The 18,291-nt window shown below is 57.7% G+C and carries 17 protein-coding genes; 10 read left to right on the top strand and 7 right to left on the bottom strand.

The window, feature by feature from the left end; all coding sequences use genetic code 11:
* Positions 1 to 42: 42 nt before the first annotated feature.
* Positions 43 to 645, top strand: coding sequence for an HAD family hydrolase (locus G5171_RS08955; RefSeq protein WP_421251300.1), 603 nt, complete (start codon positions 43 to 45; stop codon positions 643 to 645).
* Positions 646 to 704: 59 nt separating this feature from the next.
* Here G5171_RS08955 and G5171_RS08950 read toward each other — a convergent pair whose 3' ends face one another.
* Entirely contained in the window at positions 705 to 980 is a 276-nt protein-coding gene (locus G5171_RS08950; protein WP_005343832.1) for a hypothetical protein, read from the bottom strand.
* 940 nt (positions 981 to 1,920) lie between these two features.
* Here G5171_RS08950 and G5171_RS08945 point away from each other — a divergent pair.
* Positions 1,921 to 3,186 (top strand): RidA family protein, encoded by a 1,266-nt coding sequence (locus G5171_RS08945; RefSeq protein ID WP_421260065.1) that lies wholly within the window; start codon positions 1,921 to 1,923, stop codon positions 3,184 to 3,186.
* Between the two features lie 73 nt (positions 3,187 to 3,259).
* Here G5171_RS08945 and G5171_RS08940 read toward each other — a convergent pair whose 3' ends face one another.
* The 3 genes from G5171_RS08940 to G5171_RS08930 all read right to left on the bottom strand — a co-directional run bounded on the left by G5171_RS08940 (position 3,260) and on the right by G5171_RS08930 (position 5,860).
* Positions 3,260 to 3,982, bottom strand: a complete 723-nt coding sequence (locus G5171_RS08940; RefSeq protein WP_421260064.1) for a PA1136 family autoinducer-binding transcriptional regulator — start codon at positions 3,980 to 3,982, stop codon at positions 3,260 to 3,262.
* Positions 3,979 to 4,842: a glyoxalase III HchA gene (gene hchA, locus G5171_RS08935; protein WP_421260063.1), complete on the bottom strand. Its 864-nt coding sequence runs from the start codon at positions 4,840 to 4,842 to the stop codon at positions 3,979 to 3,981. The genes G5171_RS08940 and hchA overlap by 4 nt, the downstream gene beginning before the upstream one ends.
* 145 nt (positions 4,843 to 4,987) lie before the next feature.
* Positions 4,988 to 5,860 (bottom strand): LysR family transcriptional regulator, encoded by an 873-nt coding sequence (locus G5171_RS08930; protein ID WP_219263312.1) that lies wholly within the window; start codon positions 5,858 to 5,860, stop codon positions 4,988 to 4,990.
* A gap of 135 nt (positions 5,861 to 5,995) precedes the next feature.
* Here G5171_RS08930 and G5171_RS08925 point away from each other — a divergent pair, with 135 nt between their 5' ends.
* Positions 5,996 to 7,024: an NAD(P)H-quinone oxidoreductase gene (locus G5171_RS08925; RefSeq protein ID WP_216949509.1), complete on the top strand. Its 1,029-nt coding sequence runs from the start codon at positions 5,996 to 5,998 to the stop codon at positions 7,022 to 7,024.
* Positions 7,025 to 7,243: 219 nt separating this feature from the next.
* On the opposite strand, the gene G5171_RS08920 is transcribed toward G5171_RS08925, so the two are convergent.
* A complete protein-coding gene (locus tag G5171_RS08920) occupies positions 7,244 to 7,870 on the bottom strand; it encodes a hypothetical protein (RefSeq protein ID WP_216949510.1) in 627 nt (208 codons plus the stop codon).
* Between the two features lie 179 nt (positions 7,871 to 8,049).
* Positions 8,050 to 10,041: a transketolase gene (gene tkt / locus G5171_RS08915; protein WP_005338517.1), complete on the bottom strand. Its 1,992-nt coding sequence runs from the start codon at positions 10,039 to 10,041 to the stop codon at positions 8,050 to 8,052.
* A 349-nt stretch (positions 10,042 to 10,390) separates the two neighbouring features.
* Here tkt and metK point away from each other — a divergent pair, with 349 nt between their 5' ends.
* From metK to ruvX, 7 genes are all read left to right on the top strand, one after another.
* Positions 10,391 to 11,542, top strand: a complete 1,152-nt coding sequence (gene metK / locus G5171_RS08910; RefSeq protein ID WP_421260062.1) for a methionine adenosyltransferase — start codon at positions 10,391 to 10,393, stop codon at positions 11,540 to 11,542.
* A 68-nt stretch (positions 11,543 to 11,610) separates the two neighbouring features.
* Positions 11,611 to 12,138 (top strand): SprT family zinc-dependent metalloprotease, encoded by a 528-nt coding sequence (locus G5171_RS08905; RefSeq protein ID WP_279497899.1) that lies wholly within the window; start codon positions 11,611 to 11,613, stop codon positions 12,136 to 12,138.
* Between the two features lie 74 nt (positions 12,139 to 12,212).
* Positions 12,213 to 12,917 (top strand): endonuclease, encoded by a 705-nt coding sequence (locus G5171_RS08900; RefSeq protein ID WP_421260061.1) that lies wholly within the window; start codon positions 12,213 to 12,215, stop codon positions 12,915 to 12,917.
* 119 nt (positions 12,918 to 13,036) lie between these two features.
* Positions 13,037 to 13,768 (top strand): 16S rRNA (uracil(1498)-N(3))-methyltransferase, encoded by a 732-nt coding sequence (rsmE, locus tag G5171_RS08895; protein WP_005343824.1) that lies wholly within the window; start codon positions 13,037 to 13,039, stop codon positions 13,766 to 13,768.
* Between the two features lie 182 nt (positions 13,769 to 13,950).
* Positions 13,951 to 14,901: a glutathione synthase gene (gene gshB, locus G5171_RS08890; protein WP_042055145.1), complete on the top strand. Its 951-nt coding sequence runs from the start codon at positions 13,951 to 13,953 to the stop codon at positions 14,899 to 14,901.
* Positions 14,902 to 15,104: 203 nt separating this feature from the next.
* Entirely contained in the window at positions 15,105 to 15,659 is a 555-nt protein-coding gene (locus G5171_RS08885) for a YqgE/AlgH family protein (RefSeq protein WP_236344878.1), read from the top strand.
* 43 nt (positions 15,660 to 15,702) lie between these two features.
* Positions 15,703 to 16,125 carry a Holliday junction resolvase RuvX gene (gene ruvX, locus G5171_RS08880; RefSeq protein WP_005343821.1) on the top strand — a complete coding sequence of 141 codons (423 nt, stop codon included), beginning with the start codon at positions 15,703 to 15,705 and terminating at the stop codon, positions 16,123 to 16,125.
* Between the two features lie 62 nt (positions 16,126 to 16,187).
* Here the strand turns inward: ruvX and dtpB are convergent, their stop codons facing one another.
* A complete protein-coding gene (gene dtpB / locus G5171_RS08875; protein ID WP_058058896.1) occupies positions 16,188 to 17,693 on the bottom strand; it encodes a dipeptide/tripeptide permease DtpB in 1,506 nt (501 codons plus the stop codon).
* Positions 17,694 to 18,291 lie beyond the last annotated feature (598 nt).

Raw genomic sequence — 18,291 nt, 5'->3', positions numbered from 1 at the left:
CCCCAATCTGCTAGCCTGCCCTATTTGATTCGAGGAGTCCCCATGAGCGCGCCAGAACAGTACGGATTTGATCACTACGATGCCCTGATTTTCGATATGGATGGCACCCTGGTGGACTCCATGCCCCTTCATCTGGATGCCTGGGAGCTCACCTGCGCCGAATTCAGCATCCCCTTCGAGCGGGATCAGCTCTATCAATACGGCGGCATTCCCACCCGCAAGATCATCGCCATGCTGGCCGAGCAGCAGGGACTGACGGTAGATGTCGAGGCCTTTACCCGTCGCAAGATTGCCCTCTACATGACCCATATCGACAAGGTCAGCGTCTTTCCCAAGATGTGGGCGCTGGTCAGGCACTATCACGGCAAGGTGAAGATGGGAATTGGCACCGGCTCACCACGCAATCAGGCGGACGCCATCCTGAAGAGCACCGGTCTCGATGCCTATATTTCTGTGGTAGTGAGCGCAGATGATGTCACCAACCACAAACCCCATCCGGATACGTTTCTGAAAGTGGCCGAACAGCTGGGGGCCAATCCAGCTAACTGTCTGGTCTTTGAAGATACCCGGATCGGGCTTGAGGCAGGCAAGGCGGCAGGGATGGATGCCCTACTGGTAATGGAAGGCGAGCTGCAACAGAGGTAGGAGGCGAGCTGGCAGCGCAGCAACATGGCGCCTCCTCCCGGATGACGCACTGTTGCTGTTCAACTCCCGGATAAAGGCTGCTCCTGCAGACAGGAGATGAGCGTCGGCCCGGGGGAAACCGTCAAAGAGAGTGCATCGGCCATGGCTTTCTCCTGCCATGTCTGATGATGACGCAGCAGCGCCAGCGCCTCAGCCGGCGTATCTGCAAAGACGGGGGCTGCCATGGCGGAAAATCCCTGCTCAACCAGCTGACGACGCTCATCGCTATAACGGGGGGCATTGGCATCGAGATAGGTAAGCGCCTGGCCCAGCGTGAAGAAGTGATAGTTGGGCATCGAATGACCCTCAAAAATAAAGCGCCATTCTACTCCTTTTTGGTCAATTTCCAGCCTCAAACCCTTATCCGTCCGGTGATCTTGTTCACATTTTTGTTAACAATCTTGCAAATGATCATGTCACCGCACATAGCCTGTCCAGAGGACCCATCATCTCCGGCGTGCAATGGACAACCAACCACTGTAGAGACTCCCATCCATGGCCCCACGCCAGGTCGGCGTCATTCGATTGCCTGATGCCTTGACCATACTGCCCCCTGTCAGCCGATATATTGCCAACTGCGGTCGCTCCGGTAAGGGGCCACAACACTGGTTACGCATATTTCACCAGATATATAAAAAGATAAAAACGCTCCGGTTCTGGGCCAGCCGTCAGCCTATCGATAATGAACAGGCGTCGCCCATGCAAATATTTGAATTATATTCCAGCCACATCTTTAACCACTGTTACATTCATGTCTGCTAGCATATTTTTGCGCGGCAAGATAGATGACTAAAAAAACATAAAATACATATCCATGCATAATAAAATCGTTTGATGGCAGCTTGATGCATCGCATTAACCCTTTCTTTACACTCCGTTACTGCCAAGGCCTGTGCCCCAACACCCGTCCGGACTGGACTACTGCTCGATACTGGGCTATTGGCGAGCAAACAGGTGACTATTCAGCGTGAATTGAATAGCAATATGATTAAATTTGCACCCATTGAGCCATCTCATAGAAATGCAATCAGCGGTTTGCAACCCCTGATAGCCACTCATAGAATCGCAGCGTCTGAAATATCTACCCTGTCCTCTTCTCCCTTATTCCTCTCAGTAATTGAGTGGCTCACAAATAATAACCGGGGATGCCGCCGCTGGCGCAGTGGCCGTGGCGTACAACAAGATGGGGTAAACCTGTACCTGAATGAACAACAAATATTAAAAAGAGGCATATCTATGAGTGGCACCATCATCAAGTCGGCAAGAAATACCCCCCATGCACCCCAGGATCTGGGCCCCTGCACCCAAACGGTGGCGTTTTCTCATTACAACAATATCTCGGCCCAGCTGCCGGTCGATCCCGCCACCGGCAAGATGGTGAGTGGCGATGTCACCGCGCAGGCCAGACAGTGCCTGAGCAACCTCAAGGCGATCATCGAGAGCATCGGCCATGTGATGGACGATATGGTCAAAGCCACCATCTTCCTCAAAGACATTTCGGATCTGGAGGCGGTCAACGCCGTCTATCGCGAATTCTTCCCGGGCTATCTGCCGACCCGCACCACCCTCGCCGTCGCCGCCCTGCCGCTGGGTGCGCTGGTGCAGATCGATGCCATCATCTCCAACGGCGAAGGTACCTTCCCACAAGATCCTTGCCCGCTGGTTAAACTCGCCCGCAATAGCGACAAGGCGCCGCACAATCCGCTCTCGACCCATACCGTGGCCTTCTCCCACTACAACAATATCGGTGCGCAACTGCCGGTCGAGGCCGCCTCGGGCCAGCAGGTTGCCGGTGGCATCAAGGAGCAGGCGGGCCAGTGCCTGCGCAATATCAAGGCGGTGCTGGAGAGTATCGACGTGCCATTTGACGATATCGTCAAGGTCACCGTCTATCTGGCCGATCTGGCCGATCTGGAAGCCGTCAACGAGGTCTACACCACCTTCTTCCCCGACTCCGCCATCGCCCGCGCCGTGGCCTATCTGCCAGCCCGCTCTGTGGTCAGTGCCGCCGCCCTGCCCATGGGGGCGCTAGTGCAAATGGATGCGGTCATCTCCCACGGTGACGGCACCCCGCCGCAACGGGTGGAAGACCGTCACAATCTGGTGATCCGTGCCCGCAATACCGACAAAGCGCCGAGAAGCCCGCTGCACACCCAGACCGTCGCCTTCTCCCACTACAACCATCTCTCTGCCCAACTGCCGATAGACCCCGCCACCGGCAAGATCCTGGCTGGCTGCATCAAGGAGCAGACCGCCCAGTGCCTGAGCAATATCAAAGCGATTGTGGAGAGCATCGGCCATGTGATGGACGATATCGTCAAGGTCAATATCCAGCTCGCCAATATCGCGGATCTGGATGCGGTCAACGCCGTCTACACCAAATATTTCCCGGGTTATCTGCCTGCCCGCACCGTAATCGGGGTCAGTGAACTTCCAGCCGGTGCTCTGGTGCAAATGGATGCGGTGATGTCCAACGCGGAAAGCACCCCGCCGCAGGTGTAATGTTGTGGTAAATAAAAAAAGAGACCGGCTGATGGCCGGTCTCTTTTTACATGCCAGACAAAGGGATAGCCCCTCAGCCCTCGATATCGCGGTTCCTGATCGCCACTCTGACCGCCTCTGCGGTAGTGGCCACCCCCAGTCGACGGCGAGCACTTCGCAGATGGTTCTCGACCGTGCGCACCGAAAGCTTCAGGGTGGTGGCGATATCGGCATGGCGCCAACCCCGGGAGACCCACTCCAGCACTTCGCGCTCGCGCCCAGTGAGGCCACGCTCGTGACCCGCTACCGGCATCTCCATCAGGCGACGAGCTGCATGAAAAACCGCCGCCGCGATCAGCGCAAGGCCAACCCGAGTGTGGGCACTGGCATCGATCTGAGCGCCGCCAAAGCTCATCGCCCCTTCCAGTCCCAACGGCCCATAGACGGGAACCTGCAAGCCATGTCGGCCAGGCCCCTCAGGCTGGCGAACGATACGGTACTGCTCGCCAACGGCACCAACCGTTTTGCTCCAGAAGAAGGGCTGGTCTCGCTCCCTGATATGCATCGCCATCGGGCACTCGCGCATATAGGCATGCAGGTCGACCGCCTCGCCGCTCTCCAACCACTCCCCCTCCAGCCAATAGAGGTGCTCGACCACCCCCTCCTCGCTGGCACTGATGGAGAAGAGCGCAAAGCGGTGATACCCCAGCGGGGTGGCAAAAGCGCGCACCAGCTGCTGGATCTCCTCCAGCCGCTGGCACCCTTCCAGCGCCACCGCGACCTGCAATGCATTCGCTGGCGATGACGACAACCTCATCGCTTGGCAACCGCCTCCAGCAAGGTGGTAGCAGCCAGCTTGCCGAGGTTATTGCCCGCCAGCGGGCTGTCACCGGTCAGCAGATTGCGATCCCGGCACACCTCTCCCGAGATGCCGTTGTTGACGATCTCAAAGCCAATCTCTTTGAGCCTCTCGCCAAACTTCCAGGTAAGGTGGCCAGGCATATAACCAATTGCCGGGGTCTGGGCATCCAGCTCATCGGGGAAAGCGCAGATCTTGTAGCCCGCGAAGGTCTCTGGATTGGCCACCGCCAGCAGCGCAGCAGGCCCGTGACAGAGGGAGATGATGAAGCGATCGTTAGCCATCGCCCACTCCAGCAGCGCTTTCACCTCGGCACTCTCCGGCAGCCCCATCAGGGCGCCGTGGCCGCCGGGAATAAAGACGCCGATATAGTCCGAGTCGGCGGTCAGCGCCTCTTTCAGCAGATCGGCCAGCTTGGCCGGTTGGCGGAACTGCGCCTGATATTTGGCATAGAGCCCCAACACCTCTTCGTCTTCGCCGGGCATTGCCCACCACTCGAACTTGACCGGATTGCCGGAGAGGGTGGCCACATCAAAGGCAAAGCCCGCCTTGTCGAGGTGATACATGGGCAGCAGGGTTTCGACCGGATGGTTGCCGGTGGAAAACAGGGTGCCGTTGTCGGTGGGCAGATAACGCTCATCGGCCCCGATCAGCAGGATCTTCCAGCGCCCCTCCCGATAGGGAGCGGGATAGTCGGCCCCGGCAAGGTCAGATTTGCGCGAGGTGAACTGGCTCAGGGAGTAGGGCGACGGGAAGAAGGCATTCTGCTCTGCCGGATCCGGGGTCGGTTGTTTATCGTCAACAAGCATGTCGGTCATGGGTCAGGCTCCAGTAGTGGTGGACTCGGTCTCACAGTATTGACTGTCAGAGACCAAGTAAATGAGGGTTTTCCCTCAACCGCCATGACTATGGCAAGAGGTGTGACCACGCTGCGACAAAACCTGAACAGAATCCCCGCCAGACTTAGGCCATCGCGGCAAATGCCCTGACGATGGCATCCATGACAGCCCTGACCCGCGCGGCATGCTGCACATCCTGATGGGTCACCAACCACACATCGTAGGATTGCTGTAACTGCCGCTCGGGCCAGACCCGCACCAACCCGGCTTGCTCGGCGAGCGGAACCGCCACCTCGCCAAGCCCCAGCCCCATCAACAGGGCCTGACGCAGCATCAGGCTGGTATTGACTCCCGCAGCGACCGTGGCCCCCTCGGCCGCCTCTTCGAGCATCATGGGCGAGCGCGCGCTCTGCCAGTGGGGCTCATACACCACCAGCGAATGGCCCGCAAAACCGGTGCCCGCTTCGGGTATGCCATGGCGAGCCAGATAGTCGGCGGAGGCATACAACCCGACCGGCCAGGAGGCCAGCTTGCGAATAATCAGGTCGGGATTGTCCGGCTTCACCGTCCGGATCGCGATATCCGCTTCCCGCAGGGACAGATTGACCACCTGGGTCGAGGTATTGAGGATGACCCTGATATCGGGATAACGCTGATGCAGCTCGGTCAGGGCCGGTATCAGAAAATCCATCCCCAGGGTGTCTGTGGTCGCCACACTGACCTCCCCAACCAGGCGGTTGTCGACCCCTTGCGCCGCCCGCACAAAATCAATGGCTGCCAGCTCCATCTGCTGGGCGCTGGTCAGCACTATCTCTCCGACATGAGTCAGCACATACCCTTTGGATGTGCGGAGAAACAGCGTGGCCGCCAGACGATGCTCCAGTGCGGCAATCCGCCTGCCAATGGTGGCCTGATCGACCCCGACCACACGGGCGGCGCCCCTCAGGCTCCCTTCCCGATGCAACGCCAGAAAAATTTTCGCATCATCCCAGTTCATCACGACTCCCGGTTGAAATGCATTTTTGCATTACAGGTGAGGGATAATACTGCGTTTATTCATCAGCAATCTCCACTATCTTGGTGCTCATCCAACTCGGGGAACCTCATATCACCTCGTTACAAGGAGCCGCTGATGCATAACGCCTATTCCATTCCCGCCACCATGAGCGCGGTAGAAATTACCCAGCCAGGTGGCCCCGATGTCTTGCAACTGACCACCCGCGCCACACCGGCGCCCAAGCCCGATGAGGTTTTGATCCGGCACTATGCGACCGGCATCAATGGGCCGGATGTGATGCAGCGCAAAGGGCTCTACCCGCCTCCGGCAGGGGCATCGGATATTCCCGGGCTGGAGGTCGCCGGGGTCGTGGTCGCCAAGGGGGAGCAGGTGGAGCATCTCAAGGTTGGCGACAAAGTCGCAGCGCTGATTTCGGGTGGCGGCTATGCCGAGTACAGCGTCGCCCACCAGAGCAATGTCCTGCCCCTGCCGCCCGGATTAAGCTTTGTCGAAGCCGCGGCGCTGCCGGAAACCTTTATGACGGTCTGGTCAAATATGTTTGAACGGGGTCAGTTCAAAAAAGGCGACATTATCTTGATCCATGGCGGCGCCTCCGGCATCGGCACGACCGCCACCATGCTGGCCAAGGCATTTGGCGCCGCCAAAATCATCACCACGGTCGGCTCACCCGAACAGCAGGCCGCCAGCATCAAGCTGGGCGCGGATGTGGCCGTACTCTACAAGGAGGAGGATTTTGTCGAGGCCGTGCATGCAGCCACCGATGGCCATGGCGCCGACATCATTCTCGATATCATTGGCGGGGAGTATGTCGCGCGCAACTATGCGGCGGCCGCCATCAATGGCCGCATAGTCCAGATCGGCATTATTGCGGGCGCCGCCCCCAATCTCGATCTGTTTCCCATGCTGCAAAAGCGGCTGACCCATATCGGCTCTACCCTGCGCTCGCGGACACCGCAGGAAAAAGCCGATCTGATCGCCCAGCTGCAAACTCATGTCTGGCCATTTATCGAACGCGGCGAGGTCAAACCGCAGGTTTACCAGACCTTCCCGCTGGATGAGGCCGCCGCCGCCCACCATTTGCTGGATTCAGGCCGTCATATCGGCAAGCTGGTATTAACCATGGCGCCGTTGTCGTCAGATTGATAAAGCCCATCGTGGAGCAGGCCGAGATGGATGCGGTGATGTCCAGTGCTGAAAGCACCCCGCCGCAGGCGTAAGGGGTGCGATAAATAAAAATAGACCGGCTGATAGCCGGTCTATTTTTTGGTAACAGGGTGGGATATTATTTTTATGGCATCGTCTTAAAAACGCGAACGTCCGATTACGCTTCGCTAATCGAACCTACGAGCTATTTAGATAGCTCTACTGCAATTTTTGGTTAAAAATATATGTAAAACCGCTTTTCCCATCAGTACGACAAAAATGCAAATTATCCAAAGCCACACATATTTCAAAACTGAGTAATGCAACTAGTTTTTGATTTGAAGAGGCCAATGTCATTTTAAATAATGAGTCATCAACCGCAGATAGCCCTATTAATACAGGGTATATGGCTGCCCATATATCAAGTGCCTGTGGCATTACCCTATGAATATCAATGGCAATATTCTTCATATCCATTGAACATAGATGTTCAGGGCTACAAAACATAAACTTTTCGTGAAGTACAGCCCTCAACGGCACATTACCGACCAGTGATTCATCAAGAATATTAGATAACTGCGATGCATAAAACTCGATATCTTCTCGTGCTTGCTGCAAATAATACTGGTCATTCATCTGTTTCTGTAAAGAAAGCTGACGAATCAAAACTACTAACGTAATAAATCCGAGTATTGGTGCATAGATACCTCCAATTGCCGAGCCAAATTCGGCCCATCGAGAGTGGTCTTGTGACAAATCTCCGCCAAATGTATTTACATATAAAGCAACAGGGGAAAATAAAAATACAAAAACAACAACTATAATAACCCAACCTCTTATAACCATAGCTTAGCCTTTATTAAGACAATGAAGATCAATCATCAAGAAAAAGTACTATCAACTCTCAGGCATTGAAATATATTTTTAATTTACTATTTTCCTGTGCCAATAAAAACGCCCCCCATCTTGCGATGGAGGGCGTTTATTTTCCAGCTATTGGGTCAAGCTGGCCCAATCTTCAGGAATTACAGGGATTCAGCGGTCGCAACCACGTTTTCCACGGTAAAGCCGAATTCCTTGAACAGCAGCTCGGCCGGTGCGGACTCACCGAAGGTGGTCATACCGATGATCTTGCCGCCGAAACCAACGTACTTGTACCAGTAGTCAGCGATGCCCGCTTCGATGGCCACACGCTTGGTGACGGAGGACGGCAGGACAGACTCTTTGTACTCGGCAGATTGAGCGTCGAACACGTCGGTAGACGGCAGAGAGACCACGCGCACGGCACGGCCCTTGGCAGTCAGCTGCTCATAGGCGGCAACGGCCAGTTCCACTTCGGAACCGGTGGCGATCAGGATCAGCTCCGGAGTACCGGCGCAATCCTTCAGCACGTAGCCACCCTTGGCGGTATCAGCCAGCTGCTGGGCGGTACGGTCCATCTGGGCCAGGTTCTGACGAGAGAAGATCAGAGAGGTCGGGCCGTCGGTACGCTCGATGGCGTGTTTCCAGGCGATGGCAGATTCAACCTGGTCACACGGACGCCAGGTGCTCATGTTCGGGGTCAGACGCAGGGAGGCAATCTGCTCAACCGGCTGGTGAGTCGGGCCATCTTCACCCAGACCGATGGAGTCGTGGGTGTAAACGAAGATGGCGCGCTGCTTCATCAGGGCGGCCATGCGCAGGGCGTTGCGAGCGTACTCCATAAACATCAGGAAGGTTGCGCCGTAGGGGATGAAACCACCGTGCAGGGCGATACCGTTCATGATGGCGGACATACCGAACTCGCGTACACCGTAGTGGATGTAGTTGCCGGAGGCATCGTCGTTGGTCAGGGACTTGGAGCCGGACCACATGGTCAGGTTGGACGGAGCCAGGTCGGCAGAGCCGCCCATGAACTCCGGCAGCAGCTTGCCGAAGGCTTCCAGAGAGTTCTGGGACGCTTTACGGGTCGCAATCTTGGCCGGGTTGGCTTGCAGGGTTTCGATGATCTTGGCGGATTCAGCAGCCCAGTTGGCCGGCAGTTCGCCAGCGGTGCGGCGCTTGAATTCAGCAGCCAGCGTCGGGTGAGCGGCTTCATAGGCGGCGAACTTGGCAGCCCAGTCGGCTTCCAGTGCAGCGCCCTTCTCCTGAGCGTTCCACTCGGCAGCGATATCGGCCGGGATAACGAACGGAGCGTGGTCCCACTTCAGGAATGCGCGAGCCGCGGCGATCTCGTCGTTGCCCAGCGGTGAGCCGTGGCAGTCGTGAGAACCGGATTTGTTCGGAGAACCGTAACCGATGATGGTGCGGCAGCAAATCAGAGTAGGCTTGCCGGTCTCGGCCTTGGCGGCTTCGATGGCGGCATTGATGGCTTCCGGGCTGTGACCGTCAACAGCCGGGATTACGTGCCAGCCGTAGGCTTCGAAACGCTTGACGGTGTCGTCGGTGAACCAGCCTTCTACGTGACCGTCGATGGAGATACCGTTGTCATCCCAGAACGCGATCAGTTTGCCCAGTTGCAGAGTACCTGCCAGGGAGCACGCTTCGTGGGAGATACCTTCCATCAGGCAGCCGTCGCCCATAAAGGCGTAGGTGTAGTGGTCAACGATGTCGTGGCCCGGCTGGTTGAATTGCTCAGCCATGGCTTTTTCGGCGATCGCCATACCAACGGCGTTGGTGATGCCCTGACCCAGCGGGCCAGTGGTGGTTTCAACGCCCGGTGCATAGCCGTACTCCGGGTGACCCGGGGTGCGAGAGTGCAGTTGGCGGAAGTTTTTCAGATCGTCGATGGAGAGGTCATAACCGGAGAGGTGCAGCAGGGAGTACAGCAGCATGGAGCCGTGGCCGTTGGAGAGAATGAAACGGTCGCGGTCGGCCCACTTGGGGTTGTTCGGGTTATGTCTGAGGTGGCTACGCCACAGCACTTCGGCGATATCCGCCATTCCCATGGGGGCGCCCGGGTGACCGGAGTTGGCTTTTTGAACGGCATCCATACTCAATGCACGAATGGCATTGGCAAGCTCTTTACGAGAAGGCATCTGAATCTCCTGCGATTGCTTCATTTGATGGCCAAGATTAAGGCGCGTTATTGTCCCAGCAGGGCGCGCGGCGTGCAAATATTATCTGGATGAATAAAGTGGCTTTGGGAGGACAATCGCTTTTCTTGCCCTCTATTGACCAAAGCAACCAGAGAAAAACGTTTGACTTCCATCCCTTTCGGGATAGGAGAGCACCGCTTGTGACCCATTGGACACTGCGCAACAAAATAGTGCTGGCAATCGGGGGGGGCGCTAATTAAAATAGACGTCCAGATGTAGATACCTCTACACCATCCTATTCATCCGGTTATTGCCGTGGCGATAACCCAGACAAGCTGAGACTCTTATCATGGCAAAGCTGTTTACTTCCGAGTCGGTCTCCGAAGGCCATCCCGACAAGATTGCGGACCAGATCTCCGATGCGGTACTGGACGCCATCCTCAAGCAAGATACCAAGGCACGCGTTGCCTGCGAGACCCTGGTCAAGACCGGTATGGTCATGGTGGCCGGTGAAGTAACCACCTCTGCCTGGGTTGATATCGAAGAGATCGTGCGTGATACCGTACGTGAAATCGGCTACACCCACTCCGACATGGGCTTCGATGCTGACTCCTGCGCCGTGCTGAACGCCATCGGCAAGCAGTCCCCGGACATCAACCAGGGCGTTGACCGCAGCGATCCGCTGGAGCAGGGCGCTGGCGACCAGGGCCTGATGTTCGGCTATGCCACCAACGAAACCGACGTGCTGATGCCGGCCCCCATCACCTACTCTCACCTGCTGGTGAAGCGTCAGGCTGAAGTGCGCAAGAACGGCACCCTGCCGTGGCTTCGTCCGGATGCCAAGAGCCAGCTGACCTTCGCCTACGACGACGCAGGCAAGATCATCGGTGTGGATGCCGTTGTTCTGTCTACCCAGCACGCCGAATCCATCAGCCACAAGGATCTGGTTGAAGCGGTACGCGAAGAGATCATCAAGCCGGTGCTGCCGGCCGAGTGGGTCAACAAGGACACCAAATACTTCATCAACCCGACCGGCCGTTTCGTTATCGGCGGCCCTATGGGTGACTGCGGTCTGACCGGTCGCAAGATCATCGTCGACACCTACGGCGGCATGGCTCGTCACGGTGGTGGCGCCTTCTCCGGTAAGGATCCGTCCAAGGTTGACCGCTCCGCTGCTTACGCCGCCCGTTACGTTGCCAAAAACATCGTTGCCGCCGGTCTGGCCGATCGCTGTGAAATCCAGATCTCCTACGCCATCGGCGTGGCCGAGCCGACCTCCATCAGCGTCGAGACCTTCGGCACTGCCAAGGTCGCCGAAGAGCTGCTGGTCAAGCTGGTGCGCGAGTACTTCGAACTGCGCCCGTATGGCCTGATCGAAATGCTGGATCTGAAACGCCCGATCTACCAGGCTACCGCTGCCTACGGTCACTTCGGTCGTGACGAGTTCCCGTGGGAGCAGACCGACAAGGCCGAACTGCTGCGTTCCGCCGCTGGCCTGTAAGGCTCGCTGTTGTGATAAAAGGGGAGCCTGGCTCCCCTTTTGCTTATCCGCCATTTGACGAGATGTTGATGTCTGCCACCCCTTCCCAGCTTGTCGCCCTGCTGCAACAACGCGTAGAAGCCTGCTTTGTGCAGGCCGAGGCGCGCCTTGGCCGCCCCTTCCCCCGTCCGCGGATCTACTGCAATATGCGGGGCCGGGCGGCGGGATCGGCGCGGCTGCAAACCTGGGAGCTGCGCTTCAATCCCGCCCTCTATCAGGCCAACCAGCAGGCGTTTCTGGATGAGGTGGTGCCCCACGAGGTGGCCCATCTGCTGGTCTATGCCCTGTGGGGTGAAGGTCGCGGCAAAAGCCGGGTACTGCCCCACGGCCGCCAGTGGCAATCGGTGATGCGGGAGGTGTTCGGCCTTGAGCCCAGAACTACCCACAGCTTCGATCTGGCGGTACTGGCCCAGCGCACCGTGCCCTATCGCTGTCACTGCCAGCAGCATCAGCTCTCTATTCGCCGCCACAACAAGGTGGTGCGCGGCGAGGCCCGCTATCACTGTCGTCGCTGCAAGCAGCCGCTGGAGCGGGAACGGCCGGAGCCAGAGCAGTAAGCCAGCGTGTGTCGCGCCCCTGTGGTAGGGTGCCCGCCATCGTTCGTCAATCACCCCGTTTTGCAAGGAACCCCATGCGTTTCATCTCCTCCCTCGCCCTGACCCTGCTGGCCGGTTTGCCGCTGCTCAGCGCCCCCCTGCACGCCCAGACCTTTCGCGAAGCCAAGCAGGAGCTGGTGAAGCTCTATCGCAGCCAGCCTGCGGTCACCACCTTCTACTGCGGCTGCGACATCGACTATCAGGGCAAGAAGATGAGCCCGGATCTCGCCAGCTGCGGTTACGAGCCGCGCAAGCAGGCCAAACGCGCCGCCCGCATCGAGTGGGAACACGTGGTACCAGCCTGGGAGTTCGGCCACCAGCTGCAGTGCTGGCAGGATGGCGGTCGCAAGAACTGCGAAAAAGCGAGTCCCGAGTTCAACAAAATGGAGGGGGACATGCACAACCTCTTCCCCGCCATTGGCGAAGTGAACGGCGATCGGGCCAACTACCGCTTCTCCGACTGGAACGGCAAGCCGGATCAGTACGGTCAGTGCCAGATGCTGGTGGATTTCAAGGAGCGCCGGGTGCAGCCGCCCAAGGGGCCGGTGCGGGGTCAGATCGCCCGCGCCTACCTCTACATGAGCGAGCAGTATGGGCTGCGTCTGGCAGCGCAACAGCGTAAACTGTTCGAAGCTTGGGATCGCCAGTACCCGGCAGAAGGCTGGGAGTGCGAGCGCAACCGCCGCATCGGCACGCTGCAGGGCAATACCAATCCCTTTATTGAAAAGCAGTGCCAATAACCCCATTTGACCAGGGAGGGGATCGCCCCTCCTAATCATGAAACCCTTCCCTTCTGCCGCGTGAGCCTTGCTTGCCGCAGGATATAAAGGGTTTCCAAGCAAGAGACTGACAAGCAGCCATGCGCATTCCACGTATCTATGAACCGGCCACCCTGCAAGTTGGCCAGACCATCGCCCTGTCGGAAGACGGCGCCAACCATATCGGCCGGGTACTGCGCATGCAGCCAGGCCAGCAGCTCGAGCTGTTCAACGGCGATGGCAATCAATATCCCGCCACCATCGCCAGCGTTGGCAAGAAGTCGGTGGAAGTGACCATCGACAGCTGCGACGTCCAATCAGTGGAGTCACCGCTGGCCATTCACCTCGGTCAAGTGATCAGCCGTGGCGACAAGATGGACTTCACCATCCAGAAATCGGTGGAGCTGGGCGTCACCTGCATCACCCCGCTCTTCTCCGAGCGCTGCGGCGTCAAGCTGCCAGCCGATCGACTGGAGAAGAAGCGTGAACAGTGGCAGAAGGTGGTGATCAGCGCCTGCGAACAGTGCGGCCGCAACGTAGTACCAGAGGTGCGCATGCCGATGGAGCTGGACGCCTGGCTGGCGGAAGAGACCAAGGAGCTCAAGCTCAACCTGCACCCGCGCGCCGAGTACAGCATCAACACCCTGCCCGTTCCCGAGCACGGCGTGCGCCTGCTGATTGGCCCGGAAGGGGGCTTGTCGAGCGACGAGATCGCCCGTACCGTGCAGGAAGATTTCAAAGAGATGCTGCTGGGGCCGCGGGTGCTGCGCACCGAAACCGCCGCCCTGACGGCGATAACTGCGCTGCAGTGCCGCTTTGGCGATCTCGCTTGAAACCAGTCCAATGTCTTACTGCGAGGTCGTGATCAAGGCTCATGCGCTGCTCGGAATCCTCACCTATGTCTATACGCTCCGGTTCCTGCGCTGCTCTTTACCTTGCTGACGACCTCTCGCGACAGACTTTGAACAGGTTTTAAGAATCTCACTCGCAATCGAGCCACAAGAAGGATATTCGGATGACCATTAAACTCGGCATCGTGATGGACCCCATCTCGGCCATCAACATCAAGAAAGATTCCAGCTTTGCCATGCTCGAAGAGGCGCAAAAGCGCGGCTATGAGCTCTTCTATCTGGAGATGAAGGATCTCTACATGGAAGCTGGTCGCGCCTTTGGCACCATGCGCCCGCTCACCGTCAAATATGACTATGCCGACTGGTACAAGCTGGGCGAGGTGGTGGATCAGCCCCTCTCCAACCTCGATGTGATCCTGATGCGCAAGGATCCGCCGTTCGACACCGAATTTATCTATGCCACCTACATGCTGGAGCGGGCAGAGGATGAGGGTTGCCTTATCGTCAACAAGCCGCAGAGCCTGCGTGACGCCAACGAGAAGCTCTACACCGCCTGGTTTGCCGAGCACACCCCGACCACGCTGGTAACCCGCCGCGCCGACAAGCTGCGCGCCTTCCACGCGAAACACAAGGACGTCATCCTCAAGCCGCTGGACGGCATGGGCGGCGCCTCCATCTTCCGCATGAAGGAAGATGACGCCAACGTCGGCGTGATTATCGAGACCCTGACCGCCCACGGCAGCCAGTACTGTATGGCGCAGACCTATCTGCCCGCCATCAAGGAGGGCGACAAGCGGGTGCTGGTGGTGGACGGTGAACCTGTTCCCTACTGCCTCGCCCGTATTCCGGCGCAAGGGGAGACCCGTGGCAATCTGGCGGCCGGTGGCCGTGGTGAAGCCCGTCCCCTGAGCGAAGCGGACTGGGCCATCGCCCGCGCGGTAGGCCCGACCCTCAAAGAGAAAGGCCTCATCTTCGTCGGCCTAGACATCATCGGCGATCGGCTGACCGAGATTAACGTCACCAGCCCGACCTGCATTCGCGAGATTGAAGCGGCCTTCGATGTGCACATCACCGGCATGTTGATGGATGCCATCGAGCGTCGGCTGGGCAAATAATCGCTGGGCAGGCTAACCGGCCTGTTCAGGGGGTAACCCGCCCCTGACAAGCCCGGAAACAGAGAGGGAGGGCTGGCGCCCCCCTCTCTGTTTCAAGGCAATCCGGCAAGGGGCGGGATCTCACCCAGCCCCAAAAAGCGGTTTTTCCCATGGGGATCAACTGCCATAATTGACCTCAAATACCTTTGCACTATTTGGCCTCTATGCAAACACTGCAAAATCACTTCCTGCTTGCCATGCCAAGCCTGACGGATCCCTATTTCGAGCGCTCGCTGGTCTATCTGTGCGAGCACAACGAAGAGGGCGCCATGGGGCTGGTGGTCAACATTCCGGTCGAGATGTCGCTGGAAACCATGCTGACCCAGCTCAAACTGAACCCACCCGCCAGTCCGGAGCTCAAGCAACCGGTGTTGCAAGGAGGGCCGGTTCATGCCGATCGCGGCTTCGTGCTGCACAGCTTCCGCCCCGGTTTCAACTCCACCCTGCAGGTGGGGGATGAGATGATGGTGACCACCTCCAAGGATATTCTGGAAACTCTGGGTACGAGCGAGGCCCCTGCCCATTGGCTGGTGGCCCTTGGCTATGCAGGCTGGAGTGCCGGTCAGCTGGAGCAGGAATTGGTAGACGGCGCCTGGCTGGTGATCCCCCCCAATCCGGATCTGGTGTTCAAAACCCCCATTCACAAACGTTGGCAGCAAGCCGCCGCCAGCATAGGGGTGAATCCGGTTCACCTCTCCAGCGACGTCGGCCACAGCTGATCGGCTGGCCCGCTCCGCTCTCTATTTCGAGGATTTATCAGTTATGTCATCACGCAGCATCATGGGCTTTGACTATGGCACCAAGAGCATTGGCGTCGCCATCGGTCAGGAGCTGACTGGCACAGCCCAACCTCTGCGCGCCCTCAAGGCCAACGACGGCATCCCCAACTGGGACGAGATTGAGAAGCTGCTCAAGGAGTGGCAACCGGACCTGCTGGTGGTCGGTTTACCGCTGAACATGGATGGCACCGATCAGGAGATCACGGTTCGGGCGCGCAAGTTTGGCAACCGGCTGCATGGCCGCTTCGGCAAGCCGGTGGAGTTCAAGGATGAGCGACTCACCACCACAGATGCCCGTGCCCGGCTGTTTGAGCGAGGTGGCTATCGCGCGCTGGAAAAAGGCAGTGTGGATGGCGTCTCGGCGCAGCTGATCGTCGAAGCCTGGATGGAGGAGCAGTACAACTAAACCATCAATAGCAAGGCAAGGGGCGCCTTGCCCTTGCCTTGTCTCGCACTATCCTCCCCTCATTACGCCTGTGATTGACCCGCGACCAGCCCTTCGGCTTCGGTCGGCGTCGCATTCATCATCCGGTTGAGCCAGGGCACCATCAGCCCCATCACTACCGCAATCAGCAGAGTCGCCATCCCGATCTTGCCAAACACACCGGTGTAAATGGGCAAGGTTTGCAGCGGATCCGTCATCCCTTGCGGCACGGCGGTAAAGGTCGCCACATAGCCACCCAGCAGGGACGCCATCGCCTGAGTCAGGAACCACATTCCGAGAATGAAGCCCATCAGGCGTTGTGGCACCAGCGCGGCGACCATCGCCAGTCCCAGCGCACTGATCATCAGCTCTCCCAGACTCTGGAACAGGTAGATAAGCACCATAAACCAGGGGGAGGTCAGCCCCTGCTCATCGGCAAACCACCAGCCGGATGCCGCCGCCGTCAGAAATCCCAGCGAGCAGAAGAACATCCCGAGGGTGAACTTGAGCGGCATGGTGAGATCCCGCCCCTTGCTGCCCATCCGGGTATAAATCATCGCGAGTACCGGACTGCCCACCACCACCCAGAAGGGGTTGAGCGCCTGGAAGCTGACCGGGTTGACGCTCATGCCCAGCATCTCGTGATGCATGTTGTTGATGGCAAAGAAGTTCAGTGAAGTCGGCATCTGGGCGTAAAGCACATAGAAGAGCACCGCCTCCAGCATTAGCACGAAGGCCACATACATCTTGTTGCGGCCCACTGTGTCGAGCCTGAATGCCTCGCGAAAAAAGAATATCACCACGGCGATGGTCACCGTCATCAACACCATGTTGGCGATCACCACGTGGTGCATCAGCCAGGCGCAAAAGAAGACCATGGCTACCGAGCCCAATATAACCAGCAGCAGCTTGCTGTAATTAAGTGGCAGGTGATCCGGCTCGGAGCCAATATCCTTGACCATATTGCGGCAGGCAAAGAAGGTGAGCAGCGCAATAATCAGCCCCACCCCGCACAGGTTATAGGTCACGGTGTAGCCGTAGTGATCGGCAATCACCGGCGCGAGCGAGAGGGAAATAAGGGAGCCGATATTGATCGACATATAGAACAGGGTAAAAGCCCCATCCAGCCGCGGATCTTTTGGCTGGTAGCATTTTGACAGCAGGCTGGCCGGATTGGCCTTGAACAGGCAGTTACCAACTGCAATGGTGCCCAGCGCATAGAAAATCAGGTCGGGATTATAGATAGAGAGACCGGTCATAAAGTAGCCTATCACCAGCACCACGGCCCCCAGCACCATGGTGCGCTTGGTACCGAGCACATGGTCGCCGACATAGCCACCAACCGAGATCAGGCCATATACCAGCGCCGAGAAGGCACCGAAGGTAATAAAGGATTGCTCTTGGGAAAATCCCAGTTGCTGCACAAAGAAAACCGCCAGGATCCCCTGCACGCCGTAATAACCGAAGCGCTCCCAGAGTTCGACGAAAAATATCATAAAGAAGGGTTTGGGTTGTTGTAACAACCCTGTGGGTGCTGTTGCTGGACGCATATCAACCTGCCTTTGCTGAGATTTATTTTTATTAATCTGGTGGTGGCTGCCGCACTATTTTTTTGCCCACCATTGCCATAACGGGGAGCACTGTCAGCCTGCCAATCTGGCTATTTTCGGGTGCACGGGCCCCGTTCGATGAAAGGTGTTTTTCATCTAGCCGGTTTCAATTACGGGTTATCGGGGGATGGTGAGTGGCGTCTCCCAGTACAGTTACCGGCTCCGGGTTCTACCTTTGCTGCATCCCTTCACTCAAGCCGGTTTATCAACCTTGATGCTTATTCCCCTCTGCTCCATCACTCATGGCTGGTGGCCAGATAGCCGGGGCATGACACGGCCACAGACGACCTGTGGGGCTGGCTCACGCCGCGCTCTACTGGCAGTCACCTACGCAGGCGCTATCTAACCCCGCCATTCCAAGGGGAGTCATGCTATATCACTGCAAATACAGGAACTTAATGGTCGATCACACTTTAAAAGTGACCATCAGTGAAGTTTTCTAATGAAACAACATGAATTTTTTTCGTGAAAAGAGCTTCCCTCGAGACGTGCAACCAAGGCCAATATGTGCATAAAGAGAGTTGAATGGCACACATTT

Origin of the sequence: Aeromonas sp. 600774 (genome assembly GCF_049175075.1) — a bacterium.
In the GTDB taxonomy this organism is placed as follows: domain Bacteria; phylum Pseudomonadota; class Gammaproteobacteria; order Enterobacterales; family Aeromonadaceae; genus Aeromonas; species Aeromonas veronii_A.
Note: the sequence above shows the minus strand (reverse complement) of the source record. Positions and strands in the feature narration are given on the sequence as shown.

Coding starts and splice junctions, on each gene's coding strand:
- G5171_RS08955 (WP_421251300.1), top strand. CDS start 43: ATGAGCGCGCCAGAACAGTACGGATTTGATCACTACGATGCCCTGATT.
- G5171_RS08950 (WP_005343832.1), bottom strand. CDS start 980: ATGCCCAACTATCACTTCTTCACGCTGGGCCAGGCGCTTACCTATCTC.
- G5171_RS08945 (WP_421260065.1), top strand. CDS start 1,921: ATGAGTGGCACCATCATCAAGTCGGCAAGAAATACCCCCCATGCACCC.
- G5171_RS08940 (WP_421260064.1), bottom strand. CDS start 3,982: ATGAGGTTGTCGTCATCGCCAGCGAATGCATTGCAGGTCGCGGTGGCG.
- hchA (WP_421260063.1), bottom strand. CDS start 4,842: ATGACCGACATGCTTGTTGACGATAAACAACCGACCCCGGATCCGGCA.
- G5171_RS08930 (WP_219263312.1), bottom strand. CDS start 5,860: ATGAACTGGGATGATGCGAAAATTTTTCTGGCGTTGCATCGGGAAGGG.
- G5171_RS08925 (WP_216949509.1), top strand. CDS start 5,996: ATGCATAACGCCTATTCCATTCCCGCCACCATGAGCGCGGTAGAAATT.
- G5171_RS08920 (WP_216949510.1), bottom strand. CDS start 7,870: ATGGTTATAAGAGGTTGGGTTATTATAGTTGTTGTTTTTGTATTTTTA.
- tkt (WP_005338517.1), bottom strand. CDS start 10,041: ATGCCTTCTCGTAAAGAGCTTGCCAATGCCATTCGTGCATTGAGTATG.
- metK (WP_421260062.1), top strand. CDS start 10,391: ATGGCAAAGCTGTTTACTTCCGAGTCGGTCTCCGAAGGCCATCCCGAC.
- G5171_RS08905 (WP_279497899.1), top strand. CDS start 11,611: ATGTCTGCCACCCCTTCCCAGCTTGTCGCCCTGCTGCAACAACGCGTA.
- G5171_RS08900 (WP_421260061.1), top strand. CDS start 12,213: ATGCGTTTCATCTCCTCCCTCGCCCTGACCCTGCTGGCCGGTTTGCCG.
- rsmE (WP_005343824.1), top strand. CDS start 13,037: ATGCGCATTCCACGTATCTATGAACCGGCCACCCTGCAAGTTGGCCAG.
- gshB (WP_042055145.1), top strand. CDS start 13,951: ATGACCATTAAACTCGGCATCGTGATGGACCCCATCTCGGCCATCAAC.
- G5171_RS08885 (WP_236344878.1), top strand. CDS start 15,105: ATGCAAACACTGCAAAATCACTTCCTGCTTGCCATGCCAAGCCTGACG.
- ruvX (WP_005343821.1), top strand. CDS start 15,703: ATGTCATCACGCAGCATCATGGGCTTTGACTATGGCACCAAGAGCATT.
- dtpB (WP_058058896.1), bottom strand. CDS start 17,693: ATGCGTCCAGCAACAGCACCCACAGGGTTGTTACAACAACCCAAACCC.